The sequence below is a fragment of the Robinsoniella sp. genome, assembly GCF_034124845.1.
The window spans coordinates 13288-32031 of the sequence record NZ_JAWYAJ010000281.1; the positions used below are offsets into that span (position 1 = coordinate 13288).

Consider the following 18744-nt stretch of genomic DNA (forward strand, 5'->3'; position numbering starts at 1 on the left):
CGCAAATGGCATTTATCGTTGCAATTTTTTGAGTATTTTTTACACATTTATGATATTCCGGTATTTTTTTATAAAATTCCCCCTTATAATGCCATCATTGGTCTGGATTTAGCTGCCCCGCCAGGCTCCTGCAATATTATTTATTTCAATTTTATTGTTCGAACCTTTGAATAATTTCCATATATCTTAGTCTCTCCGGCCTTCTTATAGCCACGCATCTTAAACTGATAAACTTTTCCTTTTTTCAGTTTTGTTTTTGTATATGCGGTACTTGCTGCAGATGCATTTTTAATCCTGGTAAATTTACCGTTACCGGTCTTCATATAAATTGCAAATCCATCTGCCTTAGTTCCTTTTTTCCAGGATAGCTTCACACTGGTTGTGGAACTTACTTTGGCAGTAAGTGCCGGTTGTCTCGGTGTTGTCGCTGTCTTTAAATATTTGGAATATTCACCAAAAATCTTTTTACTTCCGGATAATGTATAAGCCCTTACTCTGTATTTGTAAATCGTTCCGGTGCTTAAGCCTTTCACCCTGTAACTTGTCTGGCCTGTGGTTTTTACTACGTACCATTTGTTTTTATCCGGATTATAGCGGCTTAATTCGTAGCCTTTTGCACCGCTGATTTTATTCCAGGATAACTTCATCTGGTTGATTTTGAAATTAGAAGCTTTTAATCCGGTTGCTTTTTTTGGTGCCGTTATCTTCTTAAACTTTGCAGTATAAGTTACATTTTGATAAACTGCCACCGTATAGTTTGCGGATGTGGATACTTTCTTCCCGTTGAGATACCAACCGTCAAACGTATACTTAGAAGATGGTTTTGCAGTTAAGCTGACTTTGCTTCCTGCATCCACTACCTGACCGCCTGCTGCTGTTCCGCCTGTTTCCGCTTTTACGGTAACTGTAACTTTTTGCGGCTTTGGTGCTTCTTTCTGAACAAATTTTGCGGTATACACAGTATTCTGTAGAGCATTCATTGTGTACTCCGGATTTGATGAAACTTTCAGGCTACCGATATACCAGCCTTCAAATACATAGCCTTCCTGTGCAAATGCCTGAATTTTTACAGTGGTTCCGTATTCCGCAGTGACACCGCCGGATACCCTTCCGCCTGTTTCAGCCACCACCTGAATTGTTATCATTTCTTTTGGTTTTTCTTCAAAGTATGCTGTATATACCGCATCCTCTACCGCCATGACTTCCAGGCTTAAATCATCCGATACTTTTTCGCCTTTCAGATACCATCCTGTGAACCGATATCCATCTTCTGGATATGCCGTTATGGTAAATAATTCACCCTTTGTAACCGTTCCGCTATCACTAACGGTTCCTCCCGGCTGTGCCTCTACGGTAATGTTCACCGTTTCCGGCTGCGGCTCTTCTTCTTTTGTGAAACGAGCAACATATGTGGCATCCTGACGGGCTTCCACTTCGTATTCTGCATTTTTGGAGACATTGACATTATCCAGATACCAGCCTTCAAATACATAGCCTTCATTGGCTGTGGCTGTAAGCGTTACCTTTGTTCCAACGTCTACCCTTGCTGTACCTTCTGCCGTTCCTCCTTCTTCTGCTTTGGCTGTGATCGTCACCTGCTGTATGGCATTTTTCGTAAACCGTGCAGTGTATGCCGCATCCTCCGTTGCCTCTGCTTCATATTCCGCCTGATCCGATACTTTTGTTTCTCCCAGATACCAGCCCTCAAATGTGTAGCCTTCCCTGGCTGTGGCAGTTATGGTTACAGTCTCTCCGAGGTTTACACTTCCTCCGCCGGATACGGTTCCTGCCGTTTCATCTTCTGACTGTACGGTAATCGTTACCTTTACAGGTGCATTTTTAATAAATTTAGCAAGATATTCCGCATCTTCTGCCGCCTCAACTTCATATACAGATGCATCGGATACTTTTACGCCTTCCAGATACCAGCCTTCAAATGAATACCCTTCATGAGCCATTGCAGTAAGGGTTACTTTTTCCCCTTCTTTCACTGTTCCTCCGCCGGATACGCTGCCTGCAGCTTCATCTTCCGAACGGGCTGTAATTGTTACGTCCTTCACGACCACCCTAAAGCTGGCTGTCAGTGTTTGGCTGGCCTGCACATTGGTTTCAAAACGCTGTGCATTTACATTGCCGTCGCTCCACTGTGCGAACTCATATCCGCTGTCTGCAATTGCGGTTACTGCAGTGGTATTGGAACCTGCTTCAACTTCCTGCACTGCCGTCCCGTCAATAGACCCGCCTGTTTCTGCTGCATAGGTAATGGTGTATTTCTCCACCTCCGGCTGGGTGAGTACAAATTTTACGCTGTCAAGGTTGTAGTTACCTGCATTGCTGCCTTCGGCGCGGATTCTGATGGTCTGAATGCCTGCCTTCAGTGCTACTCCCTGTACCTGTGTAATACGCCAGTCGCCATTCTTACTGCTGTCACCCCAGGTATCCGTTACCGGGAATGCCAGATCCGCTGCTTTTTCGCCGTTTACATACAGTCCGCCGGTACGCGGGGTGCTGTCATACTGCGGGCTGTTCTTTTTACCGTTGTTTACATGAATCTCAAGATCATAGATACCTGCAGCTTTTACATCTGCCAATATCTCAACATATTGACCTTCGGTTTTAAACCCGGCAACATAGCCTGTTCCGGTATAGCCTTTCCACTCGGTGTCTGTCCGCAGGGCAGTATTGCTGTCGTTGGTAATGCCTTTACCGTCTTCCAGTTCGAATACATCCCCCGGATTAATTACTGTAGGTTTATTCCTAAGCTTCACCAAAACGGTGGCGGGAATCGCCTGGGGTACGGTTAAGGTATAACGGCTGCCCGCTACAACCTCCTGAAGCGGAACAACTGCTCCATTTGCATCGGTTACTTCAATAGTCTCAATCTCAGTGCTCTTGTCTAATCCGCCTACCTGGAACATTACATCCTGCCCCGGTGCGGTATAGGGTTCGCTGATTTGAACTGTGGCGTTTCCGCCTTCTACCCGGGCAACAACTCCCAGCTTATTCTTCATAAATTTAAAGGACATAAAGTCACACACAGAATCTTTCGTATCTACAGAGAATTTAACATATACCGTGTGTATGCCTGTTACGTTGGCGCAATCTGCTGTAAAGTCCTTAAAGTTGCTCCAGCCGCCGGTATTGGTGATCTCAACCTCGGCTATTTTGTTTTCTTCCTCCATACTGTCTATATAGAACTGCGCCGTTCCCCCTGGCCGACCGCTGGTAACGTTGATTGCTGCCGTCTGCACGCCGCCATCGCCAAAGTTTACATCGTCAAATCTTGCCCAGTCACCCGACTCAATGTTTACCAGATAGGCTCCGGAGGAATGGACATTTATACCATTTCGCTCTGCCGCAGTAACAGCCTTAACGATATTAAAAGCATCTGCATTTCGCATAAACCGGAACCATTCCATTTCGCAGTCCAATGCCTTACCCTGAGGAGCTTTAAACTCAAGGAAAATATTGCTCTCCTGGACATCGGTATTCTTGCCGGCCACACGGATCGTATGCCATTCGCCGTCATTTGGCAGCGCTGCTGTGGCTAAAATCTTGTCACCTACGCCGTTTTCATAGACAATGATACTGCCGCCGGTAGTGCTCTTTATCTTCAGTTCCACGCCTGCCTTGTTTTCGCCGGTCACCTCATCAAACTGTGCCCAGGCACCATCGGTCACCGCTTTGATTACCGGAACTTCACCACCGGTCTCCAGCGTCATGTTCTCCAGATGGGCATTTTTCTCCGCCTTAATAGGCTGGAAAGCAGGAATCGAGGTATCCAGCCTGGTAAACTTCAGTGAATCCAGGTTGTAGTTACCGGCATTGCTGCCTTCGGAACGAATCTGGAGCGTCTGTACACCGGAACTAAGTTTGACACCAGCAATCTTATATTCCCGCCAGTCACCCTGTTTGGTTTTGCTGTCACCCCAGGTAGGCGTTACCTCAAATGCCAGGTCTGACTTTTTCTCCCCATTCAGGTACAGCGCACCGGTTCGGGGCGTATTGTCAAACTGCGCGCTGTTCTTTTTGCCGCAATTTACCCGGATTGTCAGATCATAGGTGCCGCCTTTTACCACATTGGCACGGAATTCAACCGCATCTCCAACCATCTTGAATCCTTTTACAAAGCCGTTTCCGGTATAGCCTTTCCATTCTGTATCCTTAATTACCTGGCCTCCAGCCACCGGAAGGAATGTCTGGTCCTCCAGTTCAACCATGGTACCGCTTTCAACGCGCTGTGGCGGAAGCCCCTGATTATCCTCGCCTTCCTCAGGCAATACCAGGCCATCGGAATCCAGCACAATGTTCATTGCTTTTCCGGTATCGGGTACCTTCACATAAAGGGTATTGTTTGTATCGTCCAGCCAAAAACCTTTCTGTGCTGCATTATAAGCTTCCAGGCTGTTCTGCACAGGCAGATTTTCGTTGTTTAATGTTACTCCCCGCACTGCCTTCAGGTGGTTAAACTTCAAGTTGTAAGACCGCTCATCCGTTTTGTACTCTGCGGGATTGTGGTCTTTTCGTTCGTCAATCCGGAAGGATATATTATTTCCCTCCTGCACGCTGGTGTAGGTTGTGGTGCTGTATGCATCTTTGGTTATGTATTCACGCGACTGTCCATCATCTTCATACAGTGTGTAAGTGGTGGTTCCCTTTGGATAAATATCCAGAGTCAGGGGATCCAGCAGCTTTTCATCAGCATAATCTACATCAGGACCCATGGGTACGATAGCCCCGGCTTTTACGAACACCGGAATTTCTTCCAGGGCTGCTGCAACGTTGATGGTCTTGCCGTTCTCGCCGCCTTCATAACGCTCACCGCTATAATATTCATACCAGGTGGTGTTGGGAGGGAGCCAGACCTGAACCACCGTGTCCGTTTCTTCCGCAGCAGGAGCTACCAGGAACCAGTCGCCAAAATAATATTGTTTGTTCAGATTCCATGCATCCGGGTTATATTGGCTGTCATCCTCTAGCAGCATTGCCCGCATCATCGGTACGCCCTCACTGTAACCCTGCCACGCCATCGTGTACAGGTAAGGGTACAGTGCATAGCGGATTTCCAGGTTCTTTTTCAGCGTATTCTGGGAAGTTTCACTGTACAGCCAGGGCTCGCGTCCATCGTGGCCATGAGCCCGCATAATGCCGTTCCATGCACCAAACTCTGACACCCATCTGGTGTACAGCTTATCACTGGGTTTTTTCATAAAGCCGCCCAGATCGTGTGAGGTGGACCAGTAGCCCACAAGTCCTGCGTCGATGCTGAAACCAATCTGGTTTACCAGCTCGCTTGAGGTATTATTAATATCACCGGACCATGCTGTTGCAAAATGCTGTCCCGCATAGCTGCCACGGGTTACAAACATGGGACGGGATTCCTCGGTGTACGCTTTCCACGCCTCATAGGCGCCCAGGGAAGAGAATGTGGGAGCAGTGTTGCTTCCCAGTACGTCGAATTCATCCGGCCAGAACCAGTCACCATAGCCGGTGGTAATCACGCTGTCCATGTAGGACTGTACCCACTCATCATCATTGATGTGCAGGTTTTTCCCTCCCTTTGCCTCAGGGGTTCCTGCGTTGTTGTGCAGTCCCACGCGGATGCCCATATCCCGTGCCTCCTGAAACATTCCGTCAATGTCGGGGAATTTTACGATGTCGTTGCTCCACATCTGCTTGCCCCATTTTTCACCTGCACCGGTTTGGTTGCCGCCGTTGTCTGCCACATCGCCCCGCCATCCATAGTCAAAAACATAGCTGTCTGTGGGGTATCCCTCGTCTCTCAGCCGATGAATCCACTGGGAAAATTCTGCTTGTGTTGCGTTGTCGTTTCCATATTTGGAAAGCATAAATCCATGTGCCCATTTGCCGTACATCTCCATACGTCCGGTGATTTCCGCATATTCATTGAGAATAGTCTTGAAATCCGGTCCATACATAAAGAAGTAATCCAGGTAACCCGTGGTCTGGAACCCGCCGCCCTGCTTATAAAATACCGTGTCCTTCTCGATGGTATTCAAAAATACGCCGTATCCCACGGTACTCATAAAGAATGGTGCTATCAGACGTCCATGTGACATGGAAAATTCATTAAAATCTGTTGCGTAGCGGTTCAGATTTGACCGGCGACCATGGTCACCGGAACCAAATCCAAAGATTCCTCCCGCATTTTCAGTGCCTTCCGTCTTTTTAACGCCTACCTTGTCTCCATCCACATACATACCGGTATCCTCTGTATCTTTCGACAACAGTTTTCCCTCAAGGTCATACATCCCGATACGCAGAGGTGATTGATTAATCCTTACTTCCATGGCTGCAGTTTTAACAGATATTACACCATTTTCCTGGGTGACGGACCTGTTAACCGCCGGCCATTCATTTTTCTGGACCATGTAGTATTCAGCATTGGCGGGACGATATCCATCCGCACCGTTTTCAGACAGCTGCACCCGCACCGTACGGTCGGTGCACAGCTCCACCATTACCTGTTTTTCTCCAGTGTTAAACAACAGGATATTACCGTCTTCGGTAAAGTTGTCCATGTCCCCAATGCCTACGGTGGCCGCCTGTACCTCTACAGGAGCAAAATTGCCCAACAGGGGAGCTATCAGAACAATAGACAGCAATACTGCCACCAGCCTGTTTCCTAAATGCTTTAAACGGTTTGTTTTACTCATGTTACCTCCTTCTTTTTCACAAAAATCCCTCAACGTGTTCCTGTGCTGCCTGGCATAAGTCAAATTTTGTTGAAATATACCATTTGTTGTGTACAATATTAGCAAAATATATAGTATTTTCACAATGGAATCTTTTGCCCACCAACAGCAAGATTTTGCGTTGTGGATTTTTCAAACTATCTGCCCTTTGCCCGTGTTCTGACATCAAATGCTACTGCTGTGATGAAAATTATCCCTTTTACCACATACTGATAAGAGATATCAACACCCATCAGATTCATTCCATTAGTCAGGGACATGATTACCAAGGCTCCAATCATGGTATTCGTCACCCTGCCGACACCACCGCTGACTGCCACGCCTCCAATGTAAGATGATGCAATGGCATCCATTTCAAAACCCAGACCTGCCGTGGGCGTTGCGGACTGTAATCTTGAAGTATAAAGAACTCCTGCCAGCGCTGCCAATACGGACATGGAGCAAAAAGCAAACAAAGTCACTCTTTTCACATTAATTCCGGAAAGTTCCGCTGCCTGTTCATTGCCACCGATTCCATAAATATAACGTCCCAGTCTGGTTTTTGTTAATACGTAGTTATATCCAAGTAACACGACCCCAACTATTACAGCGGTCCAGGGAAGCCCGCTGTATTTTGCAAGCACATAAATAATGAGCATGATAATAGCGGATAAGAAGATCAATTTAAATACAAAAATAGGTGTGGAAATAACCGGAAAGTTATACTGCTGTTTGTTTTTCCTGCTTTTTAGCTGAGTGAAAATCATAATAATTACAGCTGCTGCACCAATTAACAGAGTCAGAAGATGAATTTCGGTACCAAAGGGCAGATCCGGAATGAAACCATTTGATAATGCATTAAAACCTGCATTTGGTACAATAATTGTTCCTGATTCCTGTAAGAACAGGTTGAGTAGTCCACGGAAGATAAACATTCCCGCCAATGTGGTAACAAAAGCCGGCACCCCTACTTTAGTCACCAGAATACCCTGATATAATCCAATTGCCAGACCAAGAAGCAGTACCAGAAGGATTGCGGCCCATTCATTTATCTGATATCTCGTCATAAAAATTGCTGCTGCTGCTCCGCAGAATCCGGCTACATAGCCTACTGACAGATCGATATGTTTTAAAATCAAAATAATTGTCATCCCCACTGCCAATACAGCCACATAGCCTGCCTGATTGATAAGATTGCTTAAATTTCTGGCTGTAATAAATCCACCGTTTGTTTTGAATGTAAAAAATCCCATAATTAAAATTAGCGCAATATACATCATATAATCACGGATGTTTGCTCTTAACAGGGAAACAATCTCTTTCCCCAACCCTTGCGTTTCTTTATTTTCCTTCATTTCTTCAACCTCCTATGATCTGATCGCCATCTCCATAACCTTTTCTTCATCTGCATCTTCCGCTATTAGTTCCCCGGTAATCCTGCCCTCCGACATAACATAAAGCCGGTCACTCATTCCCAGTACCTCCGGTAATTCAGACGATATCATAATTATGCTCATTCCCTGTTCTACCAGTTTGTTCATTAAAGAATAAATCTCAAACTTTGCGCCCACATCAATTCCCCTAGTAGGCTCGTCCAGAATTAAGACATTCGGATTTACAAATATCCATTTTGCAAGCTGTACCTTCTGCTGATTTCCCCCGCTTAACTTTCCGGTCTTTTGTTCAATGGAAGGTGCTTTGATATTAATGGACTCCCGGAATGAATTTGCTGTCTGAATTTCCTTGTTCTCATTAATTGCCAGTCCCTCCGTCAATTCTTTTAAATTGGCTATGGAAATATTAAACTTAATATCCTGAATTAAAATCAGCCCATTTCCTTTACGGTCTTCTGAAACGTAGGCAAGCCCGTCCTGAATCGCCTCTCTGGGGTTTTTAAACTTACGCGGTCTGCCATTTATGTAAAGTCCGCCGCCTGTCACCTTGTATCCGGAGGGGTTGCCGAAGATGCTCATAGCAAGCTCTGTCCTTCCTGCTCCCATCAGACCCTGAAGTCCCACAATTTCACCTTTACGGACATTCAGGCTGATATCATGTAAAATTTCTTTTCCTTTCGCCGGGTCCGATACGGTCCAGTTCTTAAGCTCTAAAGAAATATCACCAATTTCATGTTTTTTCCGGGCGGGATATATATGTTCTATTTCCCTGCCTACCATATGTTTTATGATTTCCGCTTCTGTAATCTTCTGATTTGCCACATCCATGGAACAGATTGTTGCCCCATCTCTTAATACGGTGATCGTATCTGCAATGGCTGTTATTTCCCTTAATTTATGTGAAATCATAATGCAGGTAACGCCTTGGCTTTTTAATTCCTGAATCAGTGCCAGGAGGTTCTGACTGTCATCTTCGTTTAACGCCGCAGTCGGCTCGTCCAGAATCAGCAGCTTTACATTTTTGCTCAGAGCTTTGGCGATTTCCACCAGCTGCTGGTTTCCCACGCTTAATTCTTTGACTTTCATGGAAGGATCTGCGTTAAGCTTTACTTTTTTGAGCATTTCTCCAGCCTTTACGATGGTTTCATTCCAGTCGATCCTTTTTCCTTTCATGAGTTCATGACCAAAATAAATATTTTCATAAATACTTAATTCCGGTATCAACGCCAATTCCTGATAAATGATTGCGATTTCTTTTTCTTCACTGTCGGCAATGGACTTAAACTTTTGTACTTCCCCGTTAAAGATAATATCACCGGAATAAGTACCATATTCATATTGCTGGACTCCGGACAGAACTTTCATCAAGGTGGACTTTCCGGCACCATTTTCACCCACAAGGCAGTGAATCTCCCCTCGCTTTACTTTAAAATTCACATCATTTAATGCCTTCACACCCGGGAACTCTTTTGTGATATGTTTCATTTCCAATATATATTCGTTCACGCTCTTCCTCCTTTCTAAGCGCCTGTTAACAGGCTTGCGAAAAGGGGCGCTGATAAGAATCACAACCGCCCCTTTCGTCTTTAAAAGCTAATAGTTTTATAATCCTGTAAATTCTGCTTCTGCATAGTATCCGGAGTCAATCAGCACTTCTTTCAGATTTTCCTTGGTTACCACTACGATTGGCGTTTCTTTTGCCGGGACATCCTTTACCTCATTATTATAATTAACATCCGTTACCGGTGTTTCTCCCTTTAAGATTGCAACTGCCATTTCAACGGAATCCGCTGCCAGTGTTCTCGTATCTTTAAATACTGTCATAGACTGTTTTCCATCGATTATGTACTGAATGGATGCCTGCTCAGAATCCTGGCCGGTAATCACATAATTAGTCACTTCTTTATCTGTTGCAAATACATCTGCAATGGAGCGGGAAGTTCCATCGTTTGGTGCAAGGATCAGCACATCACCTTTTGCTTCTGCGGAAGCGCTGGTAAGATTTGCTTCTGCTTTTGATTTGGCTACATTGAAATCCCAGTCTGTAGTAACCTGTCCGATGATCTTTCCTAATTCATCTCTGCTCAGATCTGCTTTATCCTTTAATCCTTCTGCTTCCTGGGAATTGGCAATCTTGAATGTGCCATCTGCAATTTTCGGCTGCAGTACACTCCAGGCACCTTCAAAGAAAATGAAAGCATTGTTGTCTGTTGCTGCTCCTGCGTACAAATAAAGGGGAATATCTTTACCTTCCGGTGCATTGTCAATTAAGTACTGGCCCTGAGCTTCGCCAACTGCAAAGCTGTTAAAGGTTACATAGTAATCCACTGCATCTGTTCCGGTAATCAAACGGTCATAAGCAATTACAGTTACGCCTGCTGCTTTTGCTTCTTCAACACTTGCCGCTGCTGCCGATGCATCCTGTGCGCATATGATCAGTACGTCGATCCCCTGGGAAATCAAAGTCTCAACATTTGTCTTCTCTGTTGCTGAAGATCCCTGACTGAATAATACCTGATTCGTGAATCCAGCATCTCCCAGGATGGTTTCAAACTGCTTCTGATCCTGAAGCCATCTCGGTTCATCCTTCGTAGGTAAAACGATTCCCACCTGTAAATCCCCGTCAGATTCCTGTTCATCTGCTGCTGTAGTATTTTCATCTGCTGATGTAGTATCCTCCTCTGACACTGCTGCCTCTGTGGCTGCTGTTTCAGCACTAGTCTTAGTCTGTGTTTCAGTGGCTGCAGCTGTGTCACTTGCTTTTTCTGCTCCTCCTCCTGCTCCACATCCTGTGAGTAACCCCAGAGCCATGACCCCCGCCAAAACTAAACTTAATACCTTTCTTTTCATATTCGTATCCTCCTTATAATTTTTAATAGTTTGAAGCTATTAGCCTCTTTTCATCTTTATTTCGTTTCTTTCTAATAAATATCTCCACTTATTATTGAAAAATGCTCTGATAAATCCGCCTCACTGTAAGGCGGAACCAACCACAATTATTTTTTCAATCCAGCTTTGAATTTAATCAAATTACACATATTACCTCCTTTACCAATTTTAATTTATCAACATAACGCTGTGTAAGCATGCCTTATATTAACAAATAAAGGTCATAGTTAACAATAGAATCTTTTGCTTGTACAGAGTAAATCTTTGCTCTTTTATTTGTAACCTGAGTTCGGGTCATATTTCCCCCGAATTCAAGTTACACAGTCTGCATCAGTTGTAGATATCCTCCTCCAGATGAAAGCCGTCAGCAATTACTGTATCCTTAATGGTTTCCTGTGTAACCGGATATACTTCAATGGCAATATAGGGAATTTCTGTCTGCCCATCGTAGAGCGTACTCTCTGCATCCAGGGACTGACCTAGTGCCAGCTTTTCGCAGGCAGCCAGTGTCTCACTGACCAGATCCTGGATAGGCTTATACACAGTCAGTCCCTGACGTCCCGCTACGATGCGCTGGCAGGCAGAGATATCCGCATCCATCCCCACAACCACCACACCACCAATCCGATTTTCACCAAATGCGTCAGTCACCCCCCATGCCAGTGAGTCATTGCCGCAGATGACCGCCGTCAATTTATCCTGATAGCTGTCAATCCTTTCTTTAACAAAACTGTATGCGTTCTCCCTCACCCACCCCTCAATCCAGGTCTCATCCACGATCCAAATATCACCAGATGTAATATATGGTTCCAAAACCTCCATGTATCCTTCGCGGATCATGGGACAGTTGTTATCGCTCTTTGGTCCATTTACCAGTAAATATCCACCGTGCCCAGCGTGCTCTATTAAGTACTCTCCCATCAGCCGTCCGACCATAATATTGTCAAATGCAATATATACATCTGCTCCCGAATTGCGGATAAGGCGGTCATACACGATCACCGGCACTCCCTGGTCTTTGGCAAGCTTCACACAGCGAACCTCTTTTTCTGCATCATTCGGTGCAATCACCAACACGTCAATCCCCATCCCCAACAGTTCCTGCACCTGGGCGTATTGGATCTCCGAATCACGATTGGCATTGCGCACGATCACATCAATGCCTTTTTGCTCGGCTTTGGATTGAAAAATATCCCGGTCCCGCAGCCACCGGTCTTCCAGCAGCGTTGCCATAGAGAACCCAACCTTTATGTGCTGCACCTGCAACTTTTCTGACTGCAAAACAGGTTCATCCCGGTTGCAGCCAGCTAAAAGAAACAGCGAAATGACTGCTATAAATACCAAAATGAATCGCCTAACATTCATCCTTACTCTCCCCCCTCTCTGCTGAGGTCCTGTAGTCTCCTGCCCTGATTCCGGTGTATTTGTGAAACACTTTAGAAAAATAGTTCGGATCATTGAATCCCACCAGATATGTAATCTCTTTAATACTGCTGTCCGTTTTAGAGAGCAACTGCTTCGCATGCTTAATCCGTACCTGAAGCAGCCGTTCCTTAAAGTTACTGCCGGTGTGCTCTTTGAAGAGGCGGCTGAAATAATAGGGACTGAGATTCACACTAGAAGCCACCTCAACAAGATTGAGTTCCTTGTTAAAATTCTTTTCTATATAGTTGGCTGCCTGATCGACGATTTTCTTTGTGGAGGACAAAATATTCTCCTGCTGCCCGTAGGAACTGTTTATCTGCAGATCCAGATGCATTTTAGTCTCGTCGAAGACCTGACTTGGCACTTTATCGTCAGAAAACGCCTCTGCATATTCCAGGGCGCTCAAGGCCTGCTGAAGCCCAATTCGGCATTGCATAGGTCCTGTCATTGTCTGACTCACCCCGGACATAACTCTCGCCGCACTCTTATCCTTTTTATTCATATCTGTGAGAATTAAGTTAAGGCGCCGGCTGAAATCAGCCGGGTATGCATTGGGAGATTCGTCGGCTGGAACGAGAATCAGCGCACAGGCTTTTCCTTCTTCTAACACTTCTCGGATACTTTCTTCCATCTCTGGCAGTTGCTCCAGCAGGCTGTTCCACAGTAATCCCACTCGCCTGGTGTCATATCGAAAAACCGCGATAAACACAGGCTGATTTGATAATCCCAGGAAACTGGCGCATGCCAGCAGTCTCTCGTCAGAATTCCGGTCAGGCAGCAGCGCGTGTATAAAATCCCGCTGAATCATGGGCTGGGCGATCTGCAATCGTTTCTGCCTCACATCCTTCGCGTTCCTTTCCGCTCTACGGTCTGCAATATCCGCCATTACCTTTTTTAAAGCCGCGGAAAACTCCGCCTGCTTAACCGGCTTCAGCAAATAATCACTCGCCCCCATAGACATTGCTTCAACTGCGTAATTAAATTCACTGTATGCGGAAACAATAATAAATCTGGTTTCAAAAGAACAGGCCAGAATCTGCCTGATTGCCTCCAAACCGCTCAGACCAGGCATCTGGATATCCATAATTACAATATCCGGGTGCAGTAATGCAGCCTTCTCCATTGCCTCCCGTCCGGAAAAACAAGTACCGACAACTTCCAGTGCCGCATCCGTCTTTTGTACCATCACATTTGTAGCCTGAGCAGCGATGGGCTCATCATCTACTACCAAAACGCGTATACTCATTTTTTATTTCCTCCTCTGCAGCTATTGTCTGTTATTCTGCTGGTAATCTCAGCCGTACCTGTGTCCAGCCGCCGGCGGATACAATTTCCACCGGCCTTTGGCACCGGCACACAATTTGCAGCCGCCGGTACACATTTTTCAATCCGATACCGCTCAAGTGTCCCCGGTGCTCCTGATACTCCTCTGTGTACAGTGCCTCGATCTTCTCTTTTGGAAATTCCGGACCTGTGTTAGCAATCACCACTATAGCGTCTCCCTTATCACTACTGATCTTTAATAAGATCTGTCCTCCCTCCTCGATCAGATTCACTCCATGGACAAAAGCATTTTCCACCAGAGGCTGCAGTGTCATCCGGGGCAGCGTCACGGCTTTCAGCGCAACCGATTCATCCACTTGAACGTCAAATTGCAGCCGCGGACCAAATCGGGTGGTTAGCAGCTTCATATAAGCCTCCACATTGCCCAGTTCTTCTTCCAGTGTTGCGTTATCCAGACCAGCCAGGTTGTATCGAAACACATCTGCGGCATTTTCCAGATACTCGCAAACCACCTCATCTCCTGACAACATGGCAATTTTAGCTCCAATGTTAATGGTATTAAAGATAAAATGCGGATTCATCTGCGCATGCAGTGCATGCAGTTCTGCTTCCTGGAGCAGATTATCTTTTTCCAGCGACATAATTTGCTGCTGTGCCAGCTCATTTTCCAGCTTTTGTTTCTCCTTCAGGCTCTCCAGATACAAGCGGGTATTCTCCACCATAACCTCAAAGGTCTCGTATAGCTGCTTAAATTCCAGACTCTCCTGCTCAAGACAAATGTCAATGTCGTAATCCCCTTCCGCAACACGCCTGGCATAGCCCGCCAGACGTGTAATAGGTCTGCTCACATTGTTGCTTAGGTTGATCAGTAAAAACACCACAAAAAATATTGACGCACCAAACAACCCATAGGACAATGCGGTACGTATCGTAACCACCTGCTGCATTTCGTAGTATTGGGTACTGCTCTCCTGGAGCTCGCTTGCCATTAATGACTGAATATACTGATTAATCAGACGGAAATCGTAACTTACACTTTCGTATAGCGCCACATACTCCGTGTTTTTTTGATTACGTTTAGCAACGATCAAATCCTCAGCTGATCTCAGATAATGGCTCAGGTTCCCGCCCAGATTGACATAACGTATGTCCTGCTGTCCGCTTTGATCCTGGAGCTGCTCTACAATCTTCTCTAACTGGTTTTGATTATCATAATAGCTTTGCAGAGAGCCGGAGTTTCGTGAAAAAAGATAGTCGCTGATATTGTCCTGAAAGGTCTGAGTCATGGTCTGCACTTCGGAAAGCTGCTGATTTACTTCAGCAAATGTAGTCATACTCTTCAGCAGAAACTGGGATGAAAGGAAATTAAAGACACCTACCATACAGCAGATGATTGCCGCAATAAAATAGGTAAACAGCAATGTATGCCGAAGCGACGGAGGCTTGCTTCGATTTCTCCCCCCGCTCATTGTTCCGTCTCCAGCCACTGCTTGCTGAACTTGTCCACGTTTTCACGGGTTATCGTATGAAGCGGTACCGGGATATTATCGTCATAGGAGTGATTGTTTACCCACGTGTGCAGCATTGCCACGATATCGTTCCCCATCTGATCCGGATCCGGTGTCACGGTGCCGTAAATTACACCTCTGCTCACATAGTCTAAGGTTTGCTGCTGCATACCATAGCCGATAATCTGCACTTTATCTGCCAAATTACTGTCGATTACTTGCTGCGCGATCAGCGGCACTGTATATGCGTTCAGACAAATAATGGTATTATAGGTATTTTTCAGTGTCTCAAGCGTATTTGCCAGCTTTTCACCAGCATATACCTCCTCTTCAGTGGAAAGAGTCTGCACGATCTCAGCATCATCATGCTGACCGAACACTTCCATAATTCCCTGAACTTTCATGTTTTGATATGTAGAGGGAATGCCCTCCTGCGTCTTTTCCAGTACCAGCACCGCCTTGCACCCCTTCTCGCCCGCTGCGTCTATGGCCAGCTGGCCGGTGCTTGTGCCGATGCTGTAGGAATTGGCACTTACTGCTGGAATCGTGTCACGCTGGTAGTTTTCGCTCTCATACAAGATTAACTGTACCCCCTGCTCTTTGGCAAGTTCATACATCTCCTGTGTAAACATGGGGTCACTGGATTGAAATGCTACTGCCTGTGCCCCAGAATATATAGCAAACACCACACTGTCCCGCAGTGTGGTTGACTCCCAGCTTTGTAGTGTCTGATTCTCCACATTAATATGATATTGTTCCGCCGCCTCTGCCGTGCTTTTTCGCAGATGCTGGTAAATAAGATCATTGTCTTTGCTGATGACGATCATTCGGCTGCCCTGTTTTTTATCCGTTACCTCCGCCTGCCCCACGGGGCTAAACATAAACAGCTGTATGTACAGAACCACCAGCAAAACCAGAAAGCCAATAGAAACCAACATATATTTTCTGCTCATATTCTCTCCTGTCTATTACGCTCATGCCGCTGTATTTATACTCTAAAATCACTTTATCACATTATGTTCGGATTAAAACTGGAATATATTAACAATTTTAAGCGGTAAGGTTTTATCCAAAAAGACCGTAACAAATTTTATTTCGTTACGGCCTGCTGAGATGTATTCTACTTATTCTTTATAGTAATTATAAACACTCAATAAAACCCCAGCGCCCATCTGCATAGTCATATGTCACAAATTTTATTATTATTCACTCTGCTATTTTAACAAATAGCCCAATGAACAGGCAAGAGAATCTTTTGCCCCACATCTGGAAGTTATTGCTGTTTGATATCTTGTGCCCTTAGTTTACTGGAACGCCAGCTGAAAATTAGTATATCGGTTCAGAGAATTATCTCCTTCCTGAATAAATTCCCAGGTCTCCTTATAGGTTCCGTCCACCGCCACCCGGTTTTCCCCCAGGAACTGGATAAATTCTTCCGGCTTTCCTTCGAACTGTTCTGCAAAGGTGTCTGAGTACTCCCATTTTTCTTCGCTGGTAAACTCCCGCAGCTCATTAAACAGAACATGCTCCAGATTGCAGGACATATAATAAATGCGGTAGGGCACTTCATTAATTTTACCGGTAGCGGATAATTTATATAATAATTCTGACTTCAGCTCATTGCGCTTGATCAGAGATCCCACATTAGATGTTTCAATATGGTCCGTATAGTAAACAGTGGGACCGGACTTTTTCTGTACTACATTTTTGGCGTCCACAAAAGCTCCGTCCAGATCAGACAGGTGAATTACCTTCAGGATATCTTCATCCGTATACCGGTATTTTGTTTTGACCTCTTCCATACATGCGTTAATTTTTTTAATGATGGTATCTGAGTCCACACTCCCCCGCGCAGTAATATCTCCGTGAATTACATGAAACTTAACCTCGCTGGCTGAGAAAAATTCCTGCATGATAGATCCGATTGCTCCTTCATCGCTGGGGCCTTCCACGATAAAAATAATTACTTTTTTCTCTTTATCTGGCATTTGTAATTTCCCTCCCTGCTTTTCGAAATGACCTGGCAATCTTAATGCTGTCCGTATCCGTATAAATGCATTCCTGCTGCCCGCCTAAGGTGATGCTTCTGATATAGGCATCCCGCAGATTGAGGCTGTTTCCCGTATTCTGCATGCGGATATAGCGGTTGCCGGGATTGGCTGTGGAAAATAAAATACTGTCGTTCCCCAGCATCTCTAATGCTCTAAGGTTGTGTGAAGTAAAGACCAGCTGTCCTTTTGCCCCCTTATTAAAGATGTCCAGCAGTTCACCCAGCAGGTATTCGTAGATTCCGGCATCCAGTTCATCTACAACCAGACAGATACCCGGATCACTGTAAGCCCGGATCAGTACATTTAAAATGGATATAATCTTAACGATGCCATCGGATTCAAAGCGGATTGGTATTTCGATATCACCACGCCTGGATGTCAGGTCTACCTTCCTTCCTATGCCGCCGTTTTCTACCAGCTGCTGCCCATAGTCCCGGATATCCAGTGTCATTCCAGGAATAATTGTGGCTAACACGATGTTGATTTCCCCCACGATCTGTTTTAGCAGTTCAAAACGGCTTTCTTCTACAAGGGTAGGCTCCTTTAAGGCAATTACAAAATCCCCTCTGGTTGCAGACTTCCGGTCTGTTACCCGAAACGCTACCGGGAGCAGAAAGTCCGCACTGATGGCACCGGAATGGGAGTCCCGGATGACAAACAGATCCATCATGGCATAGTTATATAAGGACTGAATGATAAAGGCATAATCTAAAAAGTTTACTCCGCTTTCATTGCAGAAGATCTCCCGGCTGGTTTCCCCAAAGATATAGGAACAGTTATGAATCTGGGCTACTTTCTTGGCAACGATCAGGTTGGTTCCGTTCTCAGCGTTTCCGCTGGTGACTTCCTCCAGCATCTCTTTTGGGGTAAAGATACAATCCGCATCTTCAGTGGTATACTCCATAAACAGCAGATTTTCCTGAATCTCCCCCTGTACAATCCTGGCTGCGGATAAGGCCTCTCTGAAAATAACTGCGGTATTTTCTTCAGTTTTGCGAAACCAGATCTCATATTCCACTTCGAACTGCCTTTCCCTTCCGCTTACCAGAAACACAGCCTTAACTTTGGCATACTCCTGCCCGCTTGTAATATAATTGATCAGTTCCTCCGGGATGCTAAGCCCCATCATGATTTTCTGAACGTAAAAAAGAGAATCAATTACCGTCGTCTTTCCCGAACCGTTTTGCCCGTAAATCCCCAATATTTCAGAATCATCCAGAACCAGACTCTGGTGTATCCGGGAAGGCATTTCGACTTTTCCGTAAGTAGTATTTTTAATATTTTTTATTTCAACAGAATGTAACCGCACAATGATGTCATCCATGATTATCTCTCCTTGGGCATATGAATTATCTTACATTATCCCCTGTTCCAAGGGTTTGTATGCGGCACACTGCTTCTAAATGCAAAAAAGCAGAGCAGTGGTTCCCGGCGATAAACATTTTATGTTTATCAGTCTCGCGAATCACTGCCCTGCTAATGTTAGCTTAACATTGTT

Annotated in this window: 10 protein-coding genes; all 10 read right to left on the reverse strand. The window is 45.3% G+C overall.

The window, feature by feature from the left end:
* Positions 1-140: 140 nt before the first annotated feature.
* The gene (locus ACH2DQ_RS13700) at positions 141-6677 is read right to left on the reverse strand and encodes a TIM-barrel domain-containing protein (RefSeq protein ID WP_395027108.1); all 6537 of its coding nucleotides are present in this window, start codon (positions 6675-6677) and stop codon (positions 141-143) included.
* A 176-nt stretch (positions 6678-6853) separates the two neighbouring features.
* Positions 6854-8050 (reverse strand): sugar ABC transporter permease, encoded by a 1197-nt coding sequence (locus tag ACH2DQ_RS13705; RefSeq protein WP_394912056.1) that lies wholly within the window; start codon positions 8048-8050, stop codon positions 6854-6856.
* A gap of 12 nt (positions 8051-8062) precedes the next feature.
* Complete coding sequence (locus ACH2DQ_RS13710; protein ID WP_394912055.1) at positions 8063-9595, reverse strand: ATP-binding cassette domain-containing protein; 1533 nt, start codon at positions 9593-9595, stop codon at positions 8063-8065.
* Between the two features lie 96 nt (positions 9596-9691).
* Positions 9692-10939, reverse strand: a complete 1248-nt coding sequence (locus ACH2DQ_RS13715; protein ID WP_394912054.1) for a substrate-binding domain-containing protein — start codon at positions 10937-10939, stop codon at positions 9692-9694.
* Between the two features lie 369 nt (positions 10940-11308).
* The gene (locus tag ACH2DQ_RS13720) at positions 11309-12343 is read right to left on the reverse strand and encodes a substrate-binding domain-containing protein (RefSeq protein ID WP_394912053.1); all 1035 of its coding nucleotides are present in this window, start codon (positions 12341-12343) and stop codon (positions 11309-11311) included.
* A complete protein-coding gene (locus ACH2DQ_RS13725) occupies positions 12333-13649 on the reverse strand; it encodes a response regulator (RefSeq protein WP_394912052.1) in 1317 nt (438 codons plus the stop codon). Before ACH2DQ_RS13725 ends, ACH2DQ_RS13720 begins: the two co-directional genes overlap by 11 nt.
* A 31-nt stretch (positions 13650-13680) precedes the next feature.
* The gene (locus tag ACH2DQ_RS13730) at positions 13681-15156 is read right to left on the reverse strand and encodes a sensor histidine kinase (protein ID WP_394912051.1); all 1476 of its coding nucleotides are present in this window, start codon (positions 15154-15156) and stop codon (positions 13681-13683) included.
* Positions 15153-16148 carry a sugar ABC transporter substrate-binding protein gene (locus tag ACH2DQ_RS13735; RefSeq protein ID WP_394912050.1) on the reverse strand — a complete coding sequence of 332 codons (996 nt, stop codon included), beginning with the start codon at positions 16146-16148 and terminating at the stop codon, positions 15153-15155. Before ACH2DQ_RS13735 ends, ACH2DQ_RS13730 begins: the two co-directional genes overlap by 4 nt.
* A 351-nt stretch (positions 16149-16499) precedes the next feature.
* Positions 16500-17183, reverse strand: coding sequence for a hypothetical protein (locus ACH2DQ_RS13740; protein WP_394912049.1), 684 nt, complete (start codon positions 17181-17183; stop codon positions 16500-16502).
* Positions 17173-18570 (reverse strand): AAA family ATPase, encoded by a 1398-nt coding sequence (locus ACH2DQ_RS13745; protein WP_394912048.1) that lies wholly within the window; start codon positions 18568-18570, stop codon positions 17173-17175. The genes ACH2DQ_RS13740 and ACH2DQ_RS13745 overlap by 11 nt, the downstream gene beginning before the upstream one ends.
* Positions 18571-18744: the final 174 nt, after the last annotated feature.

Excerpts from the sequence above, each read along its gene's own strand:
- ACH2DQ_RS13700 (WP_395027108.1), bottom strand. The coding sequence starts at position 6,677 with ATGAGTAAAACAAACCGTTTAAAGCATTTAGGAAACAGGCTGGTGGCA.
- ACH2DQ_RS13705 (WP_394912056.1), bottom strand. The coding sequence starts at position 8,050 with ATGAAGGAAAATAAAGAAACGCAAGGGTTGGGGAAAGAGATTGTTTCC.
- ACH2DQ_RS13715 (WP_394912054.1), bottom strand. The coding sequence starts at position 10,939 with ATGAAAAGAAAGGTATTAAGTTTAGTTTTGGCGGGGGTCATGGCTCTG.
- ACH2DQ_RS13720 (WP_394912053.1), bottom strand. The coding sequence starts at position 12,343 with ATGAATGTTAGGCGATTCATTTTGGTATTTATAGCAGTCATTTCGCTG.
- ACH2DQ_RS13725 (WP_394912052.1), bottom strand. The coding sequence starts at position 13,649 with ATGAGTATACGCGTTTTGGTAGTAGATGATGAGCCCATCGCTGCTCAG.
- ACH2DQ_RS13730 (WP_394912051.1), bottom strand. The coding sequence starts at position 15,156 with ATGAGCGGGGGGAGAAATCGAAGCAAGCCTCCGTCGCTTCGGCATACA.
- ACH2DQ_RS13735 (WP_394912050.1), bottom strand. The coding sequence starts at position 16,148 with ATGAGCAGAAAATATATGTTGGTTTCTATTGGCTTTCTGGTTTTGCTG.
- ACH2DQ_RS13740 (WP_394912049.1), bottom strand. The coding sequence starts at position 17,183 with ATGCCAGATAAAGAGAAAAAAGTAATTATTTTTATCGTGGAAGGCCCC.
- ACH2DQ_RS13745 (WP_394912048.1), bottom strand. The coding sequence starts at position 18,570 with ATGGATGACATCATTGTGCGGTTACATTCTGTTGAAATAAAAAATATT.